The sequence below is a fragment of the Sphingopyxis indica genome (assembly GCF_032879645.1).
In the GTDB taxonomy this organism is placed as follows: Bacteria; Pseudomonadota; Alphaproteobacteria; order Sphingomonadales; family Sphingomonadaceae; genus Sphingopyxis; species Sphingopyxis indica.
In genome coordinates this window covers 31,672-51,623 of the sequence record NZ_CP076394.1, presented here as the reverse complement: position 1 = coordinate 51,623, position 19,952 = coordinate 31,672, and the positions used below count along the sequence as shown (strand labels likewise).

The following is a 19,952-nucleotide window of genomic DNA, read 5'->3' as shown; positions in this document are numbered from 1 at the left end:
CAATCTTGACGATCAGTTCGCCCTGCCGTGGCTCCCGATTGAGCGAACGGTCGCAGGGGTTGGTCAAACAGCAATATTTCCGCCGGCCGCCAGAGGCGAGCCACGGCCGCGCTGGCTGGACTGGGGCTGGACGCACATGATTTAATGTGTAAATGTCATAAAATCATGAGTCCGAGCACTGATCATGTCCTATGACGACTTCCTCGCCGAGCTGGGCAAAGCGGGCCTGAGTGTTCAAAAGTTCGCCCAATTGCTAGGCAGACGTCCGAACTCCATCTCCAACAACCGCAAGCTTGGCGAAGTCCCGGATCATCTCGCCATCATCGCGGTACTGCTGGCCGAACTTCATGTTCGCAACATACCCTTTTCGCCGGCCTTCGCGCGGCTAGGGCTGTCGCCGAAGCGGCCGCGCGGAGCATCCGCGATCGGCAAATTCGGCGGTGACAAACAGGGTCAGCTGGAACTCGGAGCGTGAGCAAACCGATCGATCTCACGCTCGCTGAAGCAGGCCGTGTTCTGGCCTGGCCGAATGCCAATGCAATCTTGAGGCCAAGTGGTGCTGGGGCAGCCGTCTATTCGCAACTTGTCCAGAACAAGATCGGCAGGTCGCTCCACCTTCGGGATGAGACACATGATGCGCAGGTCGGCGTGCTGCTCGCAGACCCTGCTTCCTCCACCTCGGAACCGCCGCTCGCGATCGTGGCCGCCTTCTCCGCCCCGATCGGCACCGACACATTGCGCGAGCTCCACCGGCTCGCCTGGAATTTCTCGCACGCTCCGACGTTAATAACAATTGAGCCTACGCAGCTGCGAGTCTGGAGTTGCTGCGAGGCGCCCGATCCCGACCGCTCGATCGACGCCTATCTTGTCGAAGGCGTGTCGGCTGCAGCCTTGCGCGCTACACAGCGCGATGACGCCGAAGCCCGCGCGGTCGAGGCGCTTCACTGGGTAAACCTCGTCTCGGGCCGCTTCTTCAGCGATCGTCCGGAACGCTTCGACCGCGATGGACGCGCTGATCAGATGCTGCTTCGCAATCTGCGGCATATCCGCGATGTGCTGTTCGACGAAGGGCTGACCGACGACGATATTTGCCACGATCTTCTGGCGCGCGTGATTTTCGTCCAGTTTCTCTTCGATCGCAAGGACCAGGACGGCAATCCCGCCCTCACCGCCACGCGGCTGCATCGCCTCTACAAGGACGGGGTGCTCGTAAGTTGTCATGACACGCTCGGCAGCATACTGACCGATTATGAGGACAGCTATCGGCTGTTTGACTGGCTCAACACCAAATTCAACGGCGACCTTTTCCCCGGCAAGGGCACTCGGCCTGACGAACGCGCCGCGGGCTGGGCGCGCGAGCGGGCGGTGGTGACGCCGCGCCATCTCGCGACCCTTGCCGATTTCATCAGCGGTTCGCTCGACATGCTGTCCAGCCAGCTGTCGCTGTGGCCCCAATATGCCTTCGACGTTATCCCGCTCGAATTCATCAGCAGCATCTACGAGACGTTCGTTACCGAGCGCGCGTCCGACGAGGGCATCTTCTACACCCCGCCACACTTAGTGGATTTCGTGCTCGATCAGATTCTGCCTTGGCACGGTATGGAGTGGGATCTGAAGATCATCGATCCCGCCTGCGGATCGGGAATTTTCCTCGTCAAGGCGTTCCAGCGGCTCGTCCATCGCTGGAAGCGCGCCAATCCTGCCGAAGTTATCCGGGCAGAGACCCTTCGGCGCCTGCTCGAACGCAATATCTTCGGTGTGGACAAAGATCCGCATGCTGTGCGGGTCGCCTGCTTCAGCCTGTATCTCGCAATGTGCGACGAGATCGAGCCGCGCCATTATTGGACTCAAGTGGTCTTTCCCTCGATGCGCGACCGTCGGCTGGTTTGCGCTGACTTCTTCGAAGAGGATCGCAAGGGTTTCGAGACGAAGAATGACGCCGCCAGCTATGATCTTATCATAGGCAATGCCCCCTGGGGTGACGGCGTGATCACTGAAGCTGCCCGCACATGGGCGAACGACGACGAGCACCGCTGGCCGATACCCAACAATGATATCGGCGGGCTGTTTCTCGCGAAGGGCGCGCAGCTGCTCCGAGAGACGGGGCGACTTGCGCTCATCCAGTCTGCCAACTCGCTCCTGTTCAACATCAGTCCACGGGCGCGCGCGTTTCGGCAGCGGCTGTTCGCGAAGCACCGCGTCGAGACGATCTACAATCTTTCGGCTCTTCGTTTCCGCATGTTCAAGCGGAAGACTCATACGACCAGAACTTCGGCCGCCCCAGCATGCGTCATAATCTTGCGGCGCGATCTTCCATCCGCGGGTGAGCATATCCAGTATATCAGCCCCAAGCACGTCCGACCGCTCGTTGACGAGTTCACCATCGTGATCGAACCCGGTGATCTGCGCACCCTTGATGCCGCCGATGCCGCCCGCGATGGACAGATCTGGTCGACGTTGATGTGGGGACATGCCCGCGACATACAACTCGTGCGGCGACTGCAATCCTACCCCAGCCTCGCCTCGCTGAAAGCCTCGCACGGCATCACGAGCCAACAGGGCATTACGTTCGGTGACGGGACGAAGGCCGCACCGCACCTCGAAGGACGCCGGATATTCGACGCGACGATGTTCGAACCGGGTTCACTCCTGACGATCGATCCTAGCGGTTTGCCGATCGCTCGCGACCTCATGATCCATTCGCGCGCTTCGACCGGGCTTGACGCGTTCGAGGCGCCGCAACTGCTCGTCAAGCATAGTTGGAACAGGCCTACGGGCCGCTTCCATGCACGCCGAACCCGCTCGAGCGAAGGCGCCGGCATCATCTGCAACCAGAGCTATCTTTCGGTCCACGGCGCAGTCGATGCCCTCGACGCTGCATGTCTGTCCTTCAACAGCAAGCTTGCGGTTTACTATAATTTTCTCACCAGCGGGAGGTTCGCTGCTTACCGCCCCAAATTGTCGCGCGATGAAATCCTCAACCTCCCCATACCCGAACCGCGACCGGGGCTCCTCGACGATGTCGCCAATCGCGATGTGCTCGACGAGCGCATGTTCGACCTGTTCGACTTTTCCGATGCCGAACGCGTCCTCGTCGAGGATGCCATCACGTTCACGCTCGGCGATTTTCTAGGCGGCGACGATGCCATGGGGCATTTGCCGACGCAGCACGCAGATGATGGGGCGGAAAGGGATCTCCTCGACTACTGCACCTATCTGACCCGCGTGCTCAAGGCGGGGTTCGGTCAGGACAAGACTGTTTCGACAATCATCTTCCGTGCCGCCGATGCCACGCCATATCGTCTCGTCTCGTTATCCCTCGGTTCGGAATCCGATGCGACTCGGGTTGAAGACATCCAGAGCCAGGCGCTGCTCGACCAGTTGAAACAGCTGGATGCGCAAGATGCAGGTAGCCTCTTCAGGCATCGGGTCGCGCGAGTGTATCAGGTCACAAATGGCCTCCCGACGATTTATATAGCGAAGCCCGATGAGAAACGGTTCTGGACGAGAAGCGCTGGCCTGATCGACGGCGACAACATTTCTCTGGACCTGTTCAGCTGGCAGGCCGCGAGCGAACCAGCGACGGAGGACCTGCTCCTTTGACCGGCGCCGGGATCGTCGCAGCGCATGGGCCATCCGCCGATCCGGCATTTATTGCGCTGGCACGTGCCTGGATGGCCAATCCTTCGAAGCAGTTCGTCGGACTGGTTTGGGCGGGCTATGCGGACATGCGCGCCGCGCCGCCCGTCATCGACAACCGAGATCTCGAGCGCAGTATCACCCAGCTACTGGAACCGCGTATTCGAAAAGCTATGTCTGGCGACGAGCCTTTTTATATACAGCATGGTCCCTATGAGCACGAGACAATGCGACCGCCGCCAGCCCAACCGCCGCAATATGACCTCGCCTTCGTCCTCCGTGCTGATGAGCGAATCATGTGGCCGCTCGAGGCCAAGATCATGGAGACCCCCAAGAAGATCGCGCCCTACGTAAAGGACGTTCGCGACGAATTTCTGACGTGTCGCTATGGCCCCTTTTCCAATTCTGGAGCCATGCTTGGCTATCTGCTGGAAGGCGAGAGCGCGGATGCCTTGGCCGCGATAGAGACCGCGCTAGGCTGCAGGTTGGAGCCGCTCGCCGAGCATCCGGGAAAACCTGGCAGCCTGTCTCGGCATGATCGGACAGTACCTGTGGGCAAAGGCTATCCTGCCCGCTTTGATTGCTATCATCTGATCCTAGCATGGCCTGGCCTCAAGCGTGCAAAAACCGACGTCGCCGATGGCGCGCGCGGGTTGTAGGCTGCTTATTCGACCCGACGTAGCTTGCGGGTGCCTGCCCTCGATGCTCCAAACGGTGAAGATGGGGAGCAAAATGGTCTGATCTGCGTCCGAGAAGCGCCCAAGAAATCCCAAAACTGCGTCAGCGCGTCAGTTTCAGCCAACTGATTGCTGCCGCGTCGATTGCCCACCGGACCTGCCGAAGCGTCGGGGTTCGCGCGGCTCAAGACGCGGCATCCCCTCGCCTTCCTCCGCCAGCCCTTCGATGATCGGGCAGTCGGGTCGATCATCGCCGTGACAGTGATCCGCCAGCGTCTCAAGCGTCCGCACCATGGCTTCGATCTCGGCCATTTTTTCCTTGAGCCGTTCGATATGTTCGAGCGCGAAAGCCTTGACGTCGGCGCTAGCGCGGCTTCGGTCGGACCAGAGGCCCAGCAGCTCGCCGATCTGTTCCACCGTAAAACCGAGATCGCGCGCGCGCCGGATAAAGCGCAGGCGGTGCACGTCAGCGTCGTCGTAGTCGCGGTAGCCCGAGTCCTGACGCGCAGCCTTGGGAATGAGACCCGTCTGCTCGTAATAGCGGATCATCTTTGGAGAGACGCCGGATATTTTCGCGGCGCGACCGATGTTCATGCCGCCTCTCCTTCTTTTCCCTTGTCGGCGGCGATCACCGGCCGGAAGGTCTTCAACCTGAGTGCGTTGCTTAGCACGAAGACGCTCGACAGCGCCATCGCGCCGGCGGCGAACACCGGCGACAGCAACGTACCGTTCAGCGAATAGAGCGCCCCCGCGGCGACAGGAATCAGCGCCGCATTATAGCCGAATGCCCAGAAGAGGTTCTGCTGGATGTTGCGGATCGTCGCCTTCGACAGCGCAATTGCGTTGACCACCCCTCGCAGGTCACCCGACATCAGCACGACGTCGGCGGACTCGATCGCGATATCGGTGCCGGTGCCGATCGCTAGGCCGACGTCGGCCTCGGCAAGCGCGGGGGCGTCGTTGATGCCGTCGCCGACGAACGCAACCTTGCGGCCGCCAGCACGCAGCCGGTTCATCGCATCGACCTTGCCGTCGGGCAGCACTTCGCCGACGACTTCGTCGATCCCGAGCGTGCGCGCAACGGCATCGGCCGTCGCCTGATTGTCGCCGGTGATCATCGCGACCTTAAGCCCGAGGGCGTGGAGCGCCCGGATCGCCTCGGGCGTCGTGTCCTTGACCGGATCGGCGACCGCGATCACCGCGGCGAGTTTGCCGTCGATCGCCGCGTAGAGCGGCGTGCGGCCCATCGCCCCAAGTTCGCGGGCCTTGACGGCAAAGGCCGAGACATCGTGCCCCAGCCTGGTCATGAAACGGTCGGCGCCGACCTGGACCTCGCGGTCACCCACCTTTGCCGACACGCCATAACCGGGGATTGCTTCGAACGCCGCGGGCGATGGAACGTCTAGACCCCGCGCGTTCGCGGCCGCCACGATGGCTTCGGCGATCGGATGCTCGGACTGGCTTTCGACGCTGGCGGCCAGCGCCAGCACCTCATCGCGCCCGAAGCCTGCGGCCGGTTCGAGGTCGGTCAATTCGGGGCGGCCCTTGGTCAGCGTGCCGGTCTTGTCGAGCGCCACGACGGACACATCGCGCAGCGTCTGGAGCGCTTCGCCCTTGCGGAACAGCACCCCCAGTTCGGCGGCGCGCCCGGTTCCCACCATGATCGAGGTCGGGGTCGCGAGCCCCATCGCGCATGGGCAGGCGATAATCAGCACCGCGACCGCATTCACCAAGGCGAAGGTGAGCGCCGGATCGGGGCCGAAGATGAGCCAGACGAGGAAGGTCAGTCCCGCGATCGCCATCACGGCGGGGACGAACCATGCAGTGACCTTGTCGACCATCGCCTGGATCGGCAGCTTCGATCCCTGCGCCTGCTCGACCATGCGGATGATCTGCGCCAGCACGGTGTCGCCGCCGACCTTGGTCGCGCGGAAGGTGAAGGCGCCGGTCTTGTTGATCGTGCCGCCGACGACGGGCGCCCCTGCGGACTTGGCGACCGGGACCGGTTCGCCGGTGATCATCGACTCGTCGACCCAGGAACTGCCGTCGACGACTTCACCGTCGACCGGCACGCGTTCGCCCGGGCGGACCTGAACGATATCGCCGGCACGAACATCGGCAAGCGCGACTTCCAGCGCCGCACCATCGCGCACGACGCGCGCGGTTTTGGCCTGAAGCCCAACCAGCCGCTTGATCGCCTCCGACGTCCGCCCCTTGGCCTTGGCCTCGAGATAGCGGCCAAGCAGGATCAGCGCGACGATCACCGCCGCCGCTTCATAATAGACGTTGGCGGTGCCGGACGGCAGGACGCCGGAAGCAAAGGTTGCGACGAGCGAATAGCCCCAGGCGGCGCTCGTCCCCAAGGTGACGAGCGAGTTCATGTCGGGGGTGCCGCGCAGGATCGCGGGAACGCCCTTCTGGAAAAAGCGCAGCCCGGGCCCGAAGAGCACCAGTGTGGTGAGGACGAACTGGATCAGCCAGCTCGTCTGCATCCCGATCGTACCCATGACGAAATCATGGACGGCGGGGATGAGGTGCGAGCCCATCTCGAGGATGAACACCGGCAGTGCCAACACCGCCGCGAGAAACAGCGAACGGCGCAGGCTGCCCAATTCCTGCTCGCGCGCCGAAGCTTCCTGATCGGGCGATGCGCTGTCGCTCTCAATCCGGCGCGGTTCATAACCGGCGCCACGGATCGCCGCCTCCAGATCTTCCAGCGACGCGAAGCTGGCGCGATAACGAATGCTGGCCTTTTCGGTCGCCAGATTGACGGTGGCGCTACTGACGCCCGGCACCTTGGACAGCGCCTTTTCGACATGCCCGACGCACGACGCGCAGGTCATGCCCGCGACGCCGATTTCCACATCGGCCTCGGGCACCTCGTAGCCGGCGCGCTCGACCGCTTGCACGACAGCGCCGGGATCGGACGCTCCAGCGAATGTCACGTCGGCGCGGTTGGTCGCCAGATTGACGGCGACCCCGGTTACGCCCGGCAGCTTGCCGATCGCCTTTTCGACGTGGCCGACGCAGGAGGCGCAGGTCATGCCGGCGACGGCGACGCTCAGACGCTCCGGCCCCGTGGTGGGAGCATCGCTTTTCCGCCTCAACTCGATAACATCGGACATCATATTTTTCTCCGGATCTGCTCGTTCGACCGGAATGTGGGGCTTCCAACGATGGGAAGGTCAAGGGGAAGAAAATGCACTTCGGGGGCATTGACCTTGTCACGATGGCAAGCCCCATCTTCGAGCTTCAATCGAAGTTTGGAGGCACTATGACGATCCGTTTCAATATCCCCGGGATGACATGCGGCGGCTGCGCGCGCTCGATCACCAAAGCGATCCAGGGCATCGATACCGCGGCCGAGGTCGAAACCGACATTCCCGAAAGGCGGGTCAGCGTCGAAACCGGCGCAGACAGCGCGTCGCTCATCGCTGCGATCCGCGAAGCCGGCTATGAAGCGCAGGCGGCATAGGAAGGGCGGACCAAGAGACTGATCGACCTGGGGAAATAGAACCAGATCTGGTTCCAGTTCGCCTTTCGCCCAAGGTCTTGGCGGGTATATTCTCCTTCCCATTTTCTGGCTGGAGAATGAATTTGCGACATTCCGCTATCCTGTCACTCGGGTTGATCCTGTCCGCCTGCGGCCAAAGCGAGCCGCGCAGCACCCAATATTTCGAGGCGAATCTCGACGAGGCGCGAAAGGTGGTCGCCGACTGCCGGGCCGGCTCGACGCGCGGCGACGAATGCACGAACGCCGACGTCGCGGTGCAGACGGTCGAAGGCCGCGAGCGCTTCAAGCGATTCCTGGGCAAGGATTAAGCCAACACGATCGCCGCACCTAACCGTTGGCGATTGCTAGTCCGACACGTTCCGATATAGCGCCCGCATGATCGATGAACTGACCAGCATCGTCCTGCGCGCCGTCGAACGAGCTCCGCAATGGGTTCGCCGCGACCTGGAGTCGAAAGACCATGTCGCCCGCATCCAGGCCGAGGAATCGCTCGCCGCGATGATTGCCGATGCGCTGCGAATAGCCGAAGGCGCGGCCGACTAGTCCCCGGCGATCATGCCGGGCGGCACCGTTCCTCAAGCTCCGCGATACGCTCCGAACAGATCGCATGGACCGCGCGCCCCAATTCCTCGACGCAGCCGCCGAGCCAGAGAAGCTCCTCCTCGGTGATGCGATAATGTTTCGAATAGCGCGCCTTTACATAGGCTTCCTTCAGCTTCTCGAAGCGGGCGCGATCTGCCCGGGTTTCGCGCGGCCAGGCATTGACCAGCCGCATATCGATCCGCTCAGCCTGTGTGCGGAGGAAACCGAGGTTGTGAACATGTGGGGTGTAGAAGGTGCAGACCAGAAGGACGCAATGATAAAGCGTTTCGGTCGTTTGATGGAGAAGGAACGCAGCTTCCTTGTGGAACGATTGATCCATCGCATCCTGCGATAGTTTCGCTTTCCGCATCGCTCCCGGAAACCACTCGTCGAAATATTCCTTCGCCATCGCGAGCGCCTGTTCGGGCGTCTTCGGCTTGGGTTTGTGCAGCTCCTTGTCATCATATGCGTAGAGCGCGATGCCGTCCTTCGCGACATCCATGAAGAAATAGCGGCCATGCGCGAGCCCGTCGTTCACCTCCTGCAGCGTGTGGACGATGAAGTTGACCGGCGTGTGCAGCGTCTTGTCGATCGCAAGTTCGCGGATCAGCCGGTCCTCGAGCTTCAGCCAGAAATCGACGCGTTCGGTCAGGCGCTTGTCGTTGACGATGATGAGGAGGTCGAAATCCGACCGATAGCCCTTGGCGGTATGCGGCTCATCGACCCAGCCGCCGCGCGCATAGCTGCCGTAGAGGATCAGCTTTTCGATCCGGCCCTTCTTCTTCCAGCCCATCGTCGCAAGCGCGATCGCATCCTCGAATTCTTCGAAGATGATCGCCTTCACGCGCTCGAGCTCGCGCTGCTTGTTCGGCGGTAGATGATCGAGATCGGTTCGCATGACTATTCTCACCCTGTAAGTCCGCTCGCCCGATGGCAAGCTATGTTGCAGCCAAATCTGCCGTCAAGTTTCGGGCGGCACGCGAAAATCCCAGACGGGGATGCCGAACGCGCGGGCCTTGTCGACGAGATTGTCCTGGATGCCGGTGCCCGAGAAGACGACGAGCCCGGCGGGCATCGCATCGATCATCCGGTCGTTGCGCTTGAACGGGGCCGCCTTCTTGTGGCGATTCCAGTCGGGCCGGAAAGCGACCTGCGGCACGCGGCGGGTATCAGCCCAGCAAGCGGCGGCGCGCTCGGCCCCGGTCGGCGTCGCACCGTGCATCAGCACCATGTCGGGATGGCGGGTATGGATACGATCGAGCGCGGCCCAGATATGCTGGTGATCGTTGCAGGCGGGACCGCCGCTGAAGGCGACGCGAGTGCCTTCGGGGATCAATGCCGCGGCTTTTTCGCGCAGCCGCTTGTCGAGGAAATCGCGGCTGTCGATCATCGACGCAGTCAGCGTCTTGTGCTGGGCGCGCGATCCGGTGCGCGGCATCCAGGCTTTGCGGAGATGAAGGCGGAATTGCTCGGCGGCGCATTCGCGGAAAAATTCCATCGTATCGCGGCGCTCGATCATCGTGATGCCTTCGGCGATCTTGCGCTCGAGTTCGACCGAGCGGATTTCGCTGCCGTCCTGTTCGCGCTGCTGCTCGCGCTGGGCCTGCTCGTTGCGATCAAGGTCGCGTTCGATCCGCTCGCCGGCACGGTGGAAGATATTGACGATGTTCCAGAGCAGGTCTTCGAGATCGGGCTCGATGCGGGTGTCGACGAGGCAGCCAGTCATCGCGTCGAAGATGTCGGCGACGGCGCCGCCAGCGAGCCGATCGTCGGGAAGCGGCCTGCTATCGGGCTCGTCCTCATAGGGACGGTGACCGTAAAGCTGCATTTCCTGAAGAAGATAAGCGCTGGCGCCGGGTTCATGCGGTTCGCCGCGTTCGGGAAAGTCGGACAGGTCGGTCATGTCATCTCTCGCATCTGGCGGCCGCGCCTCTCGCGGCCTTCGCAGCGACGCCTTTGCGGCGGCGGGTGCGGGTCCGCACCGCACGGGCAGAGCCCGGGCGGCCGAAGCGCAGCGAAGGATGGCGGGCGAAGGCTATTTTGCCTCGCGATGCAAAGGGGCAGAGCCCCGGCGGAAAATGGCCGCACGCCAAGCCATTGCGAGGCCCGCGCCCGATGCCGCAGTCGCCCTCCAGCGAAGGCCGGAGGCGCGGCTGCCCTGGGAGAAGGGAGTGATCACTCTATCCATCCCGACAGGGCGAGCCGCTTGCAGGCGGCGCAGCCTTCCACAGGAAATGGTCCGGCGCGGCAACGGTCACGAAACTCGCCCCAAAAAAGTCTTGCCTAATCAGAGCGACGCGTGAAGGCGGCTGGGGGCATGTCCGAAATCCCGCTATGTTTTTCGGACAACTCCACTGGCAATTGTCCGAAATACTGCTATATATTTCGGACATGGAGAAGCCCGCATCCGGATTGAAAGCCGCGATCCTCGATCGTACCGAGGTGCCCGGCAGCGTATGGACCCCCAGCGATTTTCTCGATCTCGGGAGTCGGGAGGCCGTCGATAAGGCTCTGCAGCGCCTCGCAAAATCGGACGAACTGCGCAGGATCGACCGCGGCCTCTATGACAGGCCCGCGCATAATGAGCTGACCCACCAGGCCAATCCGCCCAGTCCGAAGGCAGTGATCGACGCGGTTGCCCGCCGCGACCAGATCCGCGTGCTCGTCGATGGCATGACCGCCGCCAACGACCTCGGTTTCACCAACGCCGTGCCGGCGAAGATCATCGTTCATGCCGAAACGGGCCTGAAGACGATCAAGCTCGGCAATATGGCCATCATTTTCAAGCCGACGGCGGCAAGCAAGCTGTTCTGGGCCGGGAGACCGGCGATGCGGATCGTTCAGGCCCTGCACTGGCTGCGCGACACGATGCTCGGCGACGAGAATGACCAATGGCGCGAGCGGCTCGTGCAGTTGCTCGACGATCCCGTTCATGGCGAAACGCTCCGCACTGATCTTGCCGCGGGCATGACGAGTCTGCCCGTCTGGATGCAGGAGTTGCTGCGCCCGCTCGTCTTCCGTCAGGAACCTGGCGCATGAACCCCGGTTTCGACGAAGTTCTGCGTGCAGGGACGCGAACCCGGAGCGGCCTCTTCATCACCGCCGCGCAGCGCCTAGGCACCACGCCGCAGAATGTCGAAAAGGACTTCTGGGTGTGCTGGACGCTGGACGCGCTGTTCAACGGATTGCCCGATGGCCCCCGGCTGTTGTTCAAGGGCGGGACGTCGCTTTCGAAAGGCTTCGGTCTGATCCGGCGATTCTCGGAAGATATCGACGTCACGGTCTTTCGCGACGACCTTGGCGTCCCCGCGACGATCGACGAGCTCGCGGCGCTGAGCCGCAAGAAGCGCGAGGCCGCGCTCGATGCGATCCGGGACGCGTGCGAGGCCCATATCAACGGCGCACTCCTCGATCATCTGACCGTCATCGCCGCCCAATGCTGTGAGCGGGCCGGGCTCAAGGTCGGCGCGATCAAGGTCATCCCCGACGCAAAGGATCGCCAGACATTGCTGGTGGCCTATCCCAGCGTCACCACCGAAGATGCCTATATCGCGAAGAGCGTGAAGATTGAATCGGGCGCCAAATCGGCGCTCGATCCCAATAGCCGCCGAACCATCGCGCCCTATGTTGACGAGGATCTGCCCACGATCGATCTCGGCGTCCCCAATGTGACGATCGTCGATGCCGAACGCACCTTCTGGGACAAGGTCGTCATCCTGCACGGGCTGCGGCGATGGTATGAAATCCGGGGACAATTGCGTGGCAACGGCCAGCGCGTGTCGCGCCACTATTATGACCTTCACCAGTTGATGCAGTCGCCCGTCGGTCAAAGCGCGATCGAGGACCGGACACTCGGCGAGGATTGCGTCGCCCATGCGCGCATGTTCTTCAATCGCCCGGATTTCGATCTCGCATCGGCGCAACCGCCGACATTCGTCCTTTGCCCCGAGGACGGCATGATCGACGATCTCAGACAGGATTATCGCGCCATGGCGACGATGATCTTCGGCGAGCCGCCCGAATTTGATGCCATTGTCGAAAGTGTCGCTGCACTCGAACGTCAACTCAACGCCAGGAAATAGCGATCAAGCAGCGCACTACAGCTGGAGCAGTGCGTCCATAACAGCGACTAGAAGCCATTGCGCGGGCCAAACCACCTCATGGCTATCAACACTTGTTTCATTTCGGATAAAAAATTGACTTTTGTTCAATAAAGGAACATATCAGCCATGAAAGGAGCCCGACATGGCAACGGCATCAGCCAAGACGATCGACCGGAAGGATCTTACCGGCCCGGCGCTGCGCACCTTTTTCAACATCGCCGAGGCGTGGAAGCTCAATGAAGGCGAGCAAATGGCGGTCCTCGGGCTCGACAGCCGTTCGACGCTGCATAACTGGAAACGCGGCGAGGTCGCGGCGCTTTCGAAGGATGCGCTCGAGCGGATTTCCTATGTGATGGGCATCTACAAAGGCTTGCAGATTCTCGTGCCGCAGACCGCCGACGAATGGGTCCGCAAGCCGAACAAGGCGAAGAGCTTCGCCGGCAAGTCCGCCCTCGACCGGATGGTGTCCGGCAATGTCTCGGACCTTTATGTCGTGCGGCAATATATCGACGGGCAGCGCGGCTAAGCCCATGCCGCTCGACATTCCGGTGACGGCGACGCGCTGGTCGCCCTGCTATCGCATCATCCCCAGCCGCTTCCCGCCGATCGGCCTGTTCGAGAAGGTGGCCGATCCGGCCGATCTCGAAGCGGTCTTCCAGATCGAGGCGATGACCAACGACCGCCTCCGCGACGAAGTCGGTGTGCTCGCGCTGGTGCCGCCCGAGGACCGTGTTTCGGGTCCCGGCACGACGCCGATCATGGCGGCCTTCACCCATCTCAATCCCGAGGGCAGCCGTTTCACCGATGGCAGCTTCGGTGTCTTCTACGCCGGCCTCACGCTGGACACAGCGATCGCGGAAACCCGGCACCACCGCGCCAGATTCCTCGCCGCGACCGACGAGCCCGCCCAGGAGATCGACATGCGCGTCTATGCCGTCGACCTCGAGGCCGGTCTCCACGACATTCGCGGTCTCGCGGACAGCCATGCGCATCTCTACGATCCGGACAGCTATATCCATGCGCAAGGGTTCGGGGCGGAGCTCCGCGATGCGGGTTCGGACGGTATCCTCTACCAGAGCGTCCGCCATCCCGGCGGCGAATGCGCCGCCGCCTTCCGGCCGCGCCTTCTGTCCAACTGCCGGCAGGAACGGCATCTCTGCTATATGTGGGACGGCACGGCCATCACGACCATCTACGAAAAGAAGAGCCTCGATAGCTGAAAGGGCGCGATAGCCGCGGCCCCAAGCCGAACCCTTTTCGTCAGCAATCATCGTCCAAGAAATCTCACCGCATCGACAGGCGTCAACTGCGACCGCAGCCTTTCTGCCAGCCGCGCCGAGCCGAAACGGCGAAGATCGGTGTTGTTATCGTCGTGCTGCGGCTCGAGCGGGTGGACCGCGATGCCAAGCGGCATTGCGCGCTCGGTCAACGCCACCCAGGCGGCGCGCCCGGCGGGATCATCGTCGCGCGCGACATAGAGCCGCCGCAGGCATGGCGGGAACAGGAGCGCCGCGAGATGAGCGGCGGAGAGACCGGCAACGAGCGGCAATGCTGGAGCGACCTCGCGCAATGACAACATGGTTTCGATGCCCTCACCGAAGGCCATGACCTCTCCCGCCAGCCCGAAGCGAACGCCATGCCCCAAAATATGTCCCATCGCGCGCCGCGGATAGGCCACCGGCGCCTTGGCCCGCTGTGCCGGATCGAGCCAGGTGCGATGAACGCCCATGAGCGAGCCGTCCAAATCGGTCACCGCGGCGATCATCGCCGGGAATGCCGGCTTGACCGATGGGGCATCCTCTTCGGACCGGCGATAATAGCAATGCGGATGATATCGCAGCGCCGGCAAATCCCCGCTCCGCCGGAGAGCGCGGCCCGCGAGATAGGTTCGCACCAGCGTCCCGGCGATGGGTTTGGACGCCGCCCAAAGCCGCGCGGCCGCCTCCCTGCTTCCCGGGCTCGCCCGCCGCGGACGCAGGTTGCGCTTCACCGGATCAGGCGGAGGCAGGCTCAGGAAGCGCCGCGCCTCAGCGAGCGTTTCGCCGAGACTCATATGCGCGCAGCTCGCGGCGATGATGTCGAGCAGATCGCCATGATCGCCGGTCGCCGCATCGGTCCATTTTCCGGCACGCGGCTTGCCCTCGCTGCCGCTGAGCCGAACATAAAGGCTCCGTCCCGGCGCGTTGTTCACATCACCGACCAGCCAATAATGGCCTTCACGGCGACCGTTCGAAAGATAGTGACGGCACACCGCCTCGGCATTCTCACCGAGACGGCGCGCGAGTTCACGGGCTGGGCTTTCCATGCGGGGCTCCTTCAGGCGGCCTTGCGGTCGCTGACCCGCTCGATCGGAAACCGATCGACGAGCCGGGCGAACACATCGGCGCCAGCAGCCCCTGCCGGCACGTAGAGCTTCAATTTCCACGAGACGATCTCCGAAATCAAGCCAAATGCCTTCAGCCGCTCGATACCCAGATCGTTGAAACCGGTAAGCTCGATCCGCCAGTCGTTCATGGCCCGGACGCGCGCGACGCGCTGACCCTCAGCGAGGTGGAAAACGGCATCGCCCGCGAGCAACATCGACCAGGCTTGTTCGGCCGACAGCTTCGGCGGCCCGTCATCGACGATCCGAGCGGCCCATGCGGGCGATACGCGGCGGCCGATCACGCGCTCGCCAGCATCGGTCTGCAGGCGGTAGACCCGTGTCGACTCGTTCGGCAGGCTGCGCCAGATCGGCAACAGGAGCCCCGAGACCATATGGAGCGTGCCGGTTTCATATTCAGGAAGCTCTCGAAGTTCGGCTTCCCACGCCGCGGTAAACGCCTCCGCATCGACGATAGTCCAGTGGCTCGCCCCGAATTGCTCGGCGAGGATCAGTACAGTCTCCATCGGGCGGATCAGGCGGAAGCGGCGATGCACCGCACCCTCGTCGTCGACGAGGCTGCGCGCGCGCAGCTTGACCGCTGCCCGGCCCGAACGCCCGTTCACCAGCAACGCCGCTTCTTCAGCCCGAGCGAGATCGAGCACCTTGCCGAGCGAGAGCGGGACGACGCGGTCAATCCGGTCGATCGTCAGAAGCTGAGTCTCGGCGCCGGTGCCGGGATGGGTGTAGATCGTCCGGCGATCGGTGACGATGAAGCTCTCGGCGCGCAGCGTCTCGAGGCCGACCTCATAGCTGCCCGCCGCGATCGCCGCCTCGACCCGGGCGACGAGCAGCCCCTCGAACGCGTCGAACAGGATATTCTGTAGGTCGATGGTGAGCGCGAGCATGCGGTTGAGGAAGGTGGTGATCGGCGGCAGTTCGTCGCGAATCCCGCCTTCGGCATCGAGCAGCGACAGCCCGGTCGCGGCCTCGAAGCAGAGCAGCGAGCAGCCCTCCACCTTGCCGCGCACGATCAGCATGTAGAGCTGGCGGAGCGCGTCGCGGGCATAGAAGGATTCCAGATTGTCGTGCGCGCTGAACATATTCTGGCCGCCCGTCTGCCGCTGCCCCCGCGTGATCGCGCCCATCGTGTCGAGCCGCCGCGCGATCGTCGAGATGAAGCGCTTCTGCGCTTTCACGTCGGTCGATACCGGGCGGAACATCGGCGGCTGCCTCTGGTTCGTGCGGTTCGTGCGCCCGAAGCCCTGGATCGCGGCATCGGCCTTCCAGCCCGCCTCGAGCAGATAGTGGATACGGCGGCGCTGGTTCTTCGCGCCAAGGTCGGCATGATAGGAGCGCCCGGTGCCGCCGGCTTCCGAAAAGACGAGAATTCGCTTCTCATCGTCCATGAAAGCATGGGTCTCGCCGACATTGGCGCTGCCCGGACGGTTCTCGACCGCGAAACGGACGTCGCCACTCTCGCGGGCCCGCGGCACGATCCGCCGCGAGCGCCCCGTCACCTCGGCCACCATAGCGGTCCCGAAATGCTGGACGATCTGGTCGAGCGCGCCCGGCACGGGCGGCAGCGACGCCAGCTTCTCGATCATCGCGTCGCGGCGCCGACAGGCTTCGCGGCTGACGATCATATTGCCGTCGCCGTCATAGGCCGGGCGCGACGACAGATTGCCGTCGCCGTCGGTGCAGGGCTCGAAGAGCTGGACCGGGAAGCTCGACGCAAGATAGTCGAGCACATATTCGCGCGGCGTGATGTCGACCGACACATCGTTCCACTCGTCCGCCTGGATCTCGGCCAGCCGCCGCTCCTGCAGCGCCTCGCCGGTCGAGACAATCTGAACGACCGCCGCATGGCCCGCCTCAAGATCGCGCGCGATGCTCGCGATCGCGCTCGGCGTCTGCATCGCGGTGATGAGATGGTTGAAAAAGCGCTGCTTGGTGCTCTCGAACGCCGATCGCGCCGCCGACTTGGCCTGGGCATTCAATGTGCCATGTTCTGCGCTCGTCACCCCCGCCGCCTCCATCGCGGCATTGAGATTATTGTGGATGACCTGGAAGGCGGCGGCATAGCTGTCGTAGATGCGCCGTTGTTCGCCCGTCAGCGCATGTTCGAGCAGCTCATATTCGACGCCGTCGAAGGAGAGCGAACGCGACGCGTAAAGGCCGAGCGCCTTCAGGTCGCGCGCGAGCACTTCCATCGCCGCAACCCCGCCGTCCTCGATCGCCGCGACGAAATCGGCACGCGATGCGAAGGGGAAATCACTGCCGCCCCAGAGACCCAGACGCTGCGCATAAGCGAGGTTCTGAACCGTCGTGGCACCCGTCGCCGAGACATAGACGATGCGCGCCTCGGGAAGCGCATGTTGGAGGCGAAGCCCGGCACGGCCTTGCTGCGAAGGCTTCTGATCGCCGCGTTCGCCCTTCCCACCCGCGGCATTGGCCATCGCATGGGCTTCATCGAAGATGATGACGCCGTCGAAGTCGCGGCCGAGCCATTCGACGATCTGCTCGATCCGGCTCGCCTTCCCCTCGCGCCCTTGCGAACGCAATGTCGCATAGGTGGTGAAGAGAATGGCCTCGCCGAGCTTCACCGGTGCCCCCTGCCGGAAGCGCGACAGCGGCGTGACGAGCAATTTCTCCTGCCCCAGCGCCGACCAGTCGCGCTGCGCGTCTTCGAGCAGCTTGTCCGACTTCGAGATCCAGAGCGCACGGCGGCGGCCTTTCAGCATATTATCGAGAATGATGCCCGCGACCTGCCGGCCTTTGCCCGCGCCGGTGCCGTCGCCGAGGAACCAGCCGCGCCGGAACTGCACCGCGCCTTCCGCGTCATCGGATGCGGCGCCGACGACGTCCCAGGTGGCATCGACCGTCCACGCACCCGAGAGATGCCCGCCATGGGCTTCGCCCGCATAGATGATCGATTCAAGCTGCGCGTCGGACAGCACGCCTTCGCTGACGAGATGCGCCGGCAGATGCGGTCGATAGACAGGCTTGGGGGGCGCGACCGATGCCATCGAGGCCGACTGGACGAGCGCGGTGGGATGCGGCCTCGCCCCGGGAATGGAGAGCGATTGAAGTGCATAGGGCTCGTAGATCGTGTCGCCGAGCTGGCCCTCGGGCGGCACCCAGTCCAATGTTTCATAGCCAAGCTCGACGCCGGCATCGCCGGGCGGCGCAGCCTTTGCCGAAGCCCGGGCACATGCGTCATCAACATTCGCCGTCGCTCGGGCCTGCACCGCCGTCGCCGGTGCAACGGGCAAAGCGGGCGGTGCCGGGCGCGGCGGCAGATCCTCCTCGACCCATTGGAGCAATGTGGCAAGGTCGGGGGCTTCGCCGCGGCTTTGTGGAAGCTGCGCGGGATCGCCCGCGGGAACCTTGTCGATCACGATGAGGCGGGTGGGTATCGTCGTGCCATGCCTGGCGAAGACCTTGCCGGCGATCGCCGCCGAGAAACGAAGCGTGGCGCTTTCCTGCAAGCGGATGAAGGCGCCGCGCCATGCCGGCGCCTCAGGCGAGCAGCCGGCACCCACGATGGCGACAAGCCGGCCGCCGTCTTTCAGCCGCGCCAGCGCCGAGGCGATGTGACGAAGCGCCGCGCCCTTCATCTTGCGATCGACATTCACGAGTGAGGAGAATGGCGGGTTGATCAGAACGACATCGGGCGCGACCCCAGGATCGAGCCGGTCGTCGATCGCCGCGGCATCGTGACGGCTGACCAGCGTCGGCGCGAAGAGCAGCTCGAGCAAGCCCGCGCGCAGTTCGGCGAATTCGTTGAGCGCGAGCGTCGCGCCGGCAAGACCCGCGTGCACGGCGAGCATTCCCGTCCCCGCCGAGGGCTCGAGCACGCAATCGCCGGGCCGGATCGCGGCAGCGAAAGCGGCGACGAAGGCGAGCGGCAGCGGGGTCGAGAATTGCTGGAAGGACTGCCCCTCCTCGGAGCGCCGCGTCTGGGTCGGGACACGCGCCGCGATGCGCTGCCACATGGCGAGCTGGCGCTGCGGCGCGCGGCCGCGAGCGGCCAGCGCGCGCCCGTAGCGGCGCAGCAGCAGGACCTGCGCCGCCTCGCACGCATCATAAGCCATCTTCCAGTCCCATGCGCCCTCGGCATCGGTCTGGCCGTAGGCCGACGTCATCGCGATCCGGAGCTGCCCGGTGTCGAAGGGCGTTCCGTCCTCGAGCAGCGGAAGAAGGCGCTGGGCCGCATCGAAGAGCCGCGCCGCAGGGGTGGCCGCAGGTGAGGAAAGAGATGAGGAAATGGGGGCGGCGCCGGCTTCGGCGTCGGGCAAAATGGTTCGCATGGCGGAATATCCTGGAGAGGCGTTGAAGGGCAGCCGCCAGGCGCTCTCTCCTGGACCCTGGGGCTATCCCCTTCCGGCCCGCCTCTTCCTCTCAGCCAAAGCGGTCCCCGGCTTCGGTGAAGCCATAACCATTGGCCAGGATCACCTCGTCGACGGCTTCATCGGAGTTCAGATAATCGAACTCGCGCTCGAGCTGCCGGTAGAGCCAGCGCGCCAGATCGCGCAGTGCTTCGCCAATTTCATCCTCCGCATCCGCGGTCATCTCCCGCAACATCGGGTCATCGCGCTCGACAGCGATCGCCATGCTATATTCGTGATGATATCGGCCGCGGTGCGCGACGACCGACGAAAGCTGATAGAAGTTCCGGCGCTGGACCGCCTGCAACGCGCCGGCGATGCGATGAAGCTCGGCGTCTTTTGGCGCATAGCCGCGGATATTCTTCAGCGCGGCCTTGGCGTAGCGATAGACACCCTCGAAGCAGGCACCGTCGCCCTGGCTCGCAAAGCCCGAAAACCAGATACAGCTTCGCGCGCGCGTGCCGCCGCCGAACAGGCGGACCCGCTGCGTCGCCAGTTCGACGCCGACAAGGTCGCAGATGCGCTCGAAGTCGGCGAAGGCAGCATCGTACCAATCATGATCGAAGCCGCCCTCGCGATACCAAGCGCGGGCCCGATCCTTTGCCGCCTCGGAAAGCTCTTCGAGACCATATATGGTCGTTTCGACAATCTCGGGCATCGGCTTGCCTCCTTTGAACGGGTCGA

Annotated in this window: 17 protein-coding genes; 10 read left to right on the top strand and 7 right to left on the bottom strand. The window is 63.6% G+C overall.

Annotated features, from left to right (window positions below; all coding sequences use genetic code 11):
* The first annotated feature begins 184 nt into the window (after positions 1–184).
* Genes KNJ79_RS00235 through KNJ79_RS00225 form a run of 3 tightly spaced genes read left to right on the top strand, consistent with a single transcriptional unit; the run spans position 185 to position 4,298 of the window.
* A complete protein-coding gene (locus KNJ79_RS00235) occupies positions 185–475 on the top strand; it encodes an XRE family transcriptional regulator (protein WP_317152371.1) in 291 nt (96 codons plus the stop codon).
* Positions 472–3,603: an HsdM family class I SAM-dependent methyltransferase gene (locus KNJ79_RS00230; protein WP_317152370.1), complete on the top strand. Its 3,132-nt coding sequence runs from the start codon at positions 472–474 to the stop codon at positions 3,601–3,603. The genes KNJ79_RS00235 and KNJ79_RS00230 overlap by 4 nt, the downstream gene beginning before the upstream one ends.
* A complete protein-coding gene (locus KNJ79_RS00225; RefSeq protein WP_317152369.1) occupies positions 3,600–4,298 on the top strand; it encodes a hypothetical protein in 699 nt (232 codons plus the stop codon). Before KNJ79_RS00230 ends, KNJ79_RS00225 begins: the two co-directional genes overlap by 4 nt.
* Positions 4,299–4,433: 135 nt before the next feature.
* Here KNJ79_RS00225 and cueR read toward each other — a convergent pair whose 3' ends face one another.
* Both cueR and KNJ79_RS00215 read right to left on the bottom strand, forming a co-directional pair.
* On the bottom strand, positions 4,434–4,910 hold the full coding sequence (cueR, locus tag KNJ79_RS00220) for a Cu(I)-responsive transcriptional regulator (RefSeq protein WP_317152368.1): 477 nt from the start codon (positions 4,908–4,910) through the stop codon (positions 4,434–4,436).
* Positions 4,907–7,441 (bottom strand): heavy metal translocating P-type ATPase, encoded by a 2,535-nt coding sequence (locus tag KNJ79_RS00215; RefSeq protein WP_313912070.1) that lies wholly within the window; start codon positions 7,439–7,441, stop codon positions 4,907–4,909. Before KNJ79_RS00215 ends, cueR begins: the two co-directional genes overlap by 4 nt.
* Positions 7,442–7,590: 149 nt before the next feature.
* On the opposite strand from KNJ79_RS00215, the gene KNJ79_RS00210 reads away from it, so the two are divergent.
* From KNJ79_RS00210 to KNJ79_RS00200, 3 genes are all read left to right on the top strand, one after another.
* Positions 7,591–7,791: a heavy-metal-associated domain-containing protein gene (locus KNJ79_RS00210; RefSeq protein ID WP_313911678.1), complete on the top strand. Its 201-nt coding sequence runs from the start codon at positions 7,591–7,593 to the stop codon at positions 7,789–7,791.
* 122 nt (positions 7,792–7,913) lie between these two features.
* Positions 7,914–8,138: an EexN family lipoprotein gene (locus KNJ79_RS00205; protein ID WP_286750106.1), complete on the top strand. Its 225-nt coding sequence runs from the start codon at positions 7,914–7,916 to the stop codon at positions 8,136–8,138.
* A 67-nt stretch (positions 8,139–8,205) separates the two neighbouring features.
* Entirely contained in the window at positions 8,206–8,373 is a 168-nt protein-coding gene (locus KNJ79_RS00200) for a hypothetical protein (RefSeq protein WP_317152367.1), read from the top strand.
* 10 nt (positions 8,374–8,383) lie between these two features.
* Here KNJ79_RS00200 and KNJ79_RS00195 read toward each other — a convergent pair whose 3' ends face one another.
* Positions 8,384–9,310: a nucleotidyltransferase gene (locus KNJ79_RS00195; protein ID WP_317152366.1), complete on the bottom strand. Its 927-nt coding sequence runs from the start codon at positions 9,308–9,310 to the stop codon at positions 8,384–8,386.
* 63 nt (positions 9,311–9,373) lie between these two features.
* A complete protein-coding gene (locus tag KNJ79_RS00190) occupies positions 9,374–10,315 on the bottom strand; it encodes a DUF2493 domain-containing protein (RefSeq protein WP_058818176.1) in 942 nt (313 codons plus the stop codon).
* A gap of 488 nt (positions 10,316–10,803) precedes the next feature.
* Here KNJ79_RS00190 and KNJ79_RS00185 point away from each other — a divergent pair, with 488 nt between their 5' ends.
* The 4 genes from KNJ79_RS00185 to KNJ79_RS00170 all read left to right on the top strand — a co-directional run bounded on the left by KNJ79_RS00185 (position 10,804) and on the right by KNJ79_RS00170 (position 13,735).
* Positions 10,804–11,451, top strand: a complete 648-nt coding sequence (locus KNJ79_RS00185) for a DUF6088 family protein (protein ID WP_058818214.1) — start codon at positions 10,804–10,806, stop codon at positions 11,449–11,451.
* The gene (locus KNJ79_RS00180) at positions 11,448–12,494 is read left to right on the top strand and encodes a nucleotidyl transferase AbiEii/AbiGii toxin family protein (protein ID WP_317152365.1); all 1,047 of its coding nucleotides are present in this window, start codon (positions 11,448–11,450) and stop codon (positions 12,492–12,494) included. Before KNJ79_RS00185 ends, KNJ79_RS00180 begins: the two co-directional genes overlap by 4 nt.
* Positions 12,495–12,657: 163 nt before the next feature.
* Complete coding sequence (locus KNJ79_RS00175; RefSeq protein WP_058818178.1) at positions 12,658–13,041, top strand: antitoxin Xre-like helix-turn-helix domain-containing protein; 384 nt, start codon at positions 12,658–12,660, stop codon at positions 13,039–13,041.
* Between the two features lie 4 nt (positions 13,042–13,045).
* The gene (locus KNJ79_RS00170; protein WP_317153967.1) at positions 13,046–13,735 is read left to right on the top strand and encodes an RES family NAD+ phosphorylase; all 690 of its coding nucleotides are present in this window, start codon (positions 13,046–13,048) and stop codon (positions 13,733–13,735) included.
* A 47-nt stretch (positions 13,736–13,782) separates the two neighbouring features.
* On the opposite strand, the gene KNJ79_RS00165 is transcribed toward KNJ79_RS00170, so the two are convergent.
* From KNJ79_RS00165 to KNJ79_RS00155, 3 genes are all read right to left on the bottom strand, one after another.
* Positions 13,783–14,820: a DUF7146 domain-containing protein gene (locus KNJ79_RS00165; protein WP_317152364.1), complete on the bottom strand. Its 1,038-nt coding sequence runs from the start codon at positions 14,818–14,820 to the stop codon at positions 13,783–13,785.
* A gap of 11 nt (positions 14,821–14,831) precedes the next feature.
* Complete coding sequence (locus tag KNJ79_RS00160; protein ID WP_317152363.1) at positions 14,832–19,190, bottom strand: strawberry notch family protein; 4,359 nt, start codon at positions 19,188–19,190, stop codon at positions 14,832–14,834.
* A gap of 91 nt (positions 19,191–19,281) precedes the next feature.
* Positions 19,282–19,926, bottom strand: a complete 645-nt coding sequence (locus KNJ79_RS00155) for an antitoxin of toxin-antitoxin stability system (RefSeq protein WP_077031312.1) — start codon at positions 19,924–19,926, stop codon at positions 19,282–19,284.
* Between the last annotated feature and the right edge of the window lie 26 nt (positions 19,927–19,952).

Excerpts from the sequence above, each read along its gene's own strand:
- KNJ79_RS00235 (WP_317152371.1), top strand. The coding sequence starts at position 185 with ATGTCCTATGACGACTTCCTCGCCGAGCTGGGCAAAGCGGGCCTGAGT.
- cueR (WP_317152368.1), bottom strand. The coding sequence starts at position 4,910 with ATGAACATCGGTCGCGCCGCGAAAATATCCGGCGTCTCTCCAAAGATG.
- KNJ79_RS00215 (WP_313912070.1), bottom strand. The coding sequence starts at position 7,441 with ATGTCCGATGTTATCGAGTTGAGGCGGAAAAGCGATGCTCCCACCACG.
- KNJ79_RS00210 (WP_313911678.1), top strand. The coding sequence starts at position 7,591 with ATGACGATCCGTTTCAATATCCCCGGGATGACATGCGGCGGCTGCGCG.
- KNJ79_RS00200 (WP_317152367.1), top strand. The coding sequence starts at position 8,206 with ATGATCGATGAACTGACCAGCATCGTCCTGCGCGCCGTCGAACGAGCT.
- KNJ79_RS00195 (WP_317152366.1), bottom strand. The coding sequence starts at position 9,310 with ATGCGAACCGATCTCGATCATCTACCGCCGAACAAGCAGCGCGAGCTC.
- KNJ79_RS00190 (WP_058818176.1), bottom strand. The coding sequence starts at position 10,315 with ATGACCGACCTGTCCGACTTTCCCGAACGCGGCGAACCGCATGAACCC.
- KNJ79_RS00185 (WP_058818214.1), top strand. The coding sequence starts at position 10,804 with ATGGAGAAGCCCGCATCCGGATTGAAAGCCGCGATCCTCGATCGTACC.
- KNJ79_RS00180 (WP_317152365.1), top strand. The coding sequence starts at position 11,448 with ATGAACCCCGGTTTCGACGAAGTTCTGCGTGCAGGGACGCGAACCCGG.
- KNJ79_RS00175 (WP_058818178.1), top strand. The coding sequence starts at position 12,658 with ATGGCAACGGCATCAGCCAAGACGATCGACCGGAAGGATCTTACCGGC.
- KNJ79_RS00170 (WP_317153967.1), top strand. The coding sequence starts at position 13,046 with ATGCCGCTCGACATTCCGGTGACGGCGACGCGCTGGTCGCCCTGCTAT.
- KNJ79_RS00165 (WP_317152364.1), bottom strand. The coding sequence starts at position 14,820 with ATGGAAAGCCCAGCCCGTGAACTCGCGCGCCGTCTCGGTGAGAATGCC.
- KNJ79_RS00160 (WP_317152363.1), bottom strand. The coding sequence starts at position 19,190 with ATGCGAACCATTTTGCCCGACGCCGAAGCCGGCGCCGCCCCCATTTCC.
- KNJ79_RS00155 (WP_077031312.1), bottom strand. The coding sequence starts at position 19,926 with ATGCCCGAGATTGTCGAAACGACCATATATGGTCTCGAAGAGCTTTCC.